This window comes from Flavobacterium sp. (assembly GCF_044361065.1).
Taxonomy (GTDB): Bacteria; Bacteroidota; Bacteroidia; order Flavobacteriales; family Flavobacteriaceae; genus Flavobacterium.
In genome coordinates this window covers 1-2,594 of the sequence record NZ_JBIKJI010000222.1, presented here as the reverse complement: position 1 = coordinate 2,594, position 2,594 = coordinate 1, and the positions used below count along the sequence as shown (strand labels likewise).

General features: G+C 26.4%; 2 protein-coding genes and 1 pseudogene. All 3 read right to left on the bottom strand.

From position 1 onward, the window contains the following. Nucleotides 1-180: 180 nt before the first annotated feature. Nucleotides 181-1,980, bottom strand: coding sequence for a M56 family metallopeptidase (locus tag ACIQ11_RS10240; protein WP_396154596.1), 1,800 nt, complete (start codon nucleotides 1,978-1,980; stop codon nucleotides 181-183). 2 nt (nucleotides 1,981-1,982) lie between these two features. After that, nucleotides 1,983-2,342 carry a BlaI/MecI/CopY family transcriptional regulator gene (locus tag ACIQ11_RS10235; RefSeq protein WP_396154594.1) on the bottom strand — a complete coding sequence of 120 codons (360 nt, stop codon included), beginning with the start codon at nucleotides 2,340-2,342 and terminating at the stop codon, nucleotides 1,983-1,985. A gap of 66 nt (nucleotides 2,343-2,408) precedes the next feature. Next, nucleotides 2,409-2,594 (bottom strand): annotated as a pseudogene (locus ACIQ11_RS10230) (MFS transporter); the annotation flags it as partial.

Sequence of the window (2,594 nt, the reverse complement as noted above, 5' to 3'; positions counted from 1 at the left end):
ATTTTTAAAAAGTCAAAAATAGGATTTTTATAAAAATGAAATTTTAAAATTTTGTTAATTAACGCGTTTTAACAAAAAACAAAGTAATTTGTCAATCTGAACTTGTTTCAGATTCTTAATAGTACAAAAAAATAGCTTGAGATTCTGAAATGAATTCAGAATGACAAACTATTTTTTTGTTTATTTTGTTTTGAACATTAGTGCAAATCCGTTTTCATATTTTCCTAAACTTACCCCATCAATTGTCGTTTCACCCATTAATTTTAAGACATCAAGTGATTTTAAATTTTTATAATTGAATTTCAAAAAATCATCATTACTAATTAATTTATAGTCTATGTAAACTTTATTTTTAGACTGACTTAGGTTAATCGATGGATATTTTGGAATTTTTAACATAAATTTACTAAATAAAACACATTGATCACCGTTTTCTAATTCGAAATACTTATTATCTTCATTTTCAGAAATATTTTCTAATGAGTTTGAATTATCGTAAAAAGTTGTTTTTCCATTTAACACAAAAACGCCATCTTTACCATTTTTTCCGAATTTTTCAATTGCAGATTCTCCTTCATAATGAATAACAACTCCATCTACTTTGATTGATTTGCCTATAATTTCTGAACGTCTCATTTTTTTTCCATTGACAATAAACAATGGGTCTTTTTCTTTATCATTAATTTCAGAAATTGATTCTACATCGGTTTTATTTGAAAATTTTGAAATGTTTTTATCCTTTTCAAAAGTAATTTCAAGTTTGTCATACATAAAATTTTGATCTTTATCTGTTTCAATTACATTATCTATAATTTTCCAATCTCCTTTAAAAATAACAGCACCATCTTTTGCGCTTGTTCCGAACAATTTAACAGCTTCATCTGGACTAATTTTATCAATAGTTGCATTATTTTTATATTGAGCGATATTTTTATTTTTCAATTCGTCTTTAGTATATACTTTACCGTTAATTATAAATAACCTTTTCAAATTTTCTTTAGTGTCGCTTTCATAGGGTGAATTATAAATAGATTCAAAATTTTCTTTTTTTTGTACTGAATCTTTTATACTATCTTTCTTAATTGTTTTTGATTCCATCTCTTGTGCAATAGTTTCGATTTGAAACAATAACATAAATGCGGTTACAAATGGAAGAATAATACCAAATTTCCAAATGTTTTTTCTGTTTGATTGATTTGAGTTTAACATAATGATTCTTTTTTTGATTGATGATTGATTAAATGTATTCACGATTGAAATATTTGAAGCTTGAGTAGATACTTTCAACATCGTTCTTTGGTAATATACTTTGTCTGAAACGTGTTGGATAGCAAGATTATCAGCTAAAAATTCTAAATTTTGCACCATACTTTTTCGGTACAACCAAACTATTGGATTAAACCAAAATAGTATAATAAAAAACTGAGCTGCTAAAGTATCTAAACTGTGTTTTTGATTAGAATGTACTTCTTCGTGTTTGATTATATTTTCTAACTCAGTTGGATGAATGACATCTGAATTAAAAATAATATAATTAAAAAACGAAAATGGCGTATGAACTAAATTTGTATTCACATAAACTAATTTATTTTTTTTCTCCGAATTGGAAACGTTAATGATTTTAATCAATTTTATAAAATCAAAAACGGTTTTAATCAAAAAGCCAAAACAAATGATTCCATAAATCAGAAATACTATTTCTTGATTAGTCAATAATGGTTCTTGCATTACTTCTTTTGAAATTGGTATTATTTGAATTTCATTATTTTCAATAGAATTACTCACCATCCGCTTGACTTCGTAATACTCTATTTTAGTAAATGTTACTAATGGCAAGATAAGAGAAACAAATAATCCTGAAAGCAGAAACCATCTCGATTGCTTATAAAATGTTTCTTTTGAGAGTGCTAATCGATACACCAAATAAAACAATACGAGTAAAGCATTGACTTTTAAAATGTAGATGAAAACTGTTTCCATACCTATTTCTTTTTCTCGATGATACTTAAAATCTCACGAAGTTCGTCTGCTGAAATTTTTTCTTCTTCGGCAAAAAACGAAACCAAATTTTTGTATGAATTACCAAAGTAATTCTGAATAGCGGTTTTCATAAAGGTTTTTCTGTATTCTTCAATATCTACAATGGGATGATATTGATGCGTGTTTCCATACGCATTATACGAAACGTATCCTTTTTCTTCTAAATTTCTAATGATGGTAGAAAGTGTGTTGTAGTGTGGTTTGTCTTCTTTAAATTCAGCCAAAACATCTTTTACAAAAGCGCGTTTTAGCTTCCATAAAATGTGCATCACTTCTTCTTCTTTGTTGGTTAATTTTTGCATAACATATATTTTAGTTAAGCAAATGTATAACTATATTTTTAGTTACGCAACTATTTTTATAGTTATTTAACTACTTTTAACGTTTAGCTTTTCTTTTTCCACCAAACGAAATACATAAATACCTATTAAAGTACCAATAATACCGAGTGATCCCATAAATAACCAATTGGCTTGATATCCATAAGTATCTATTAAAACCATTCCTATTTTTGCACTTAAAATATGCGCCAAACTATAACTCATAGCAAAAAT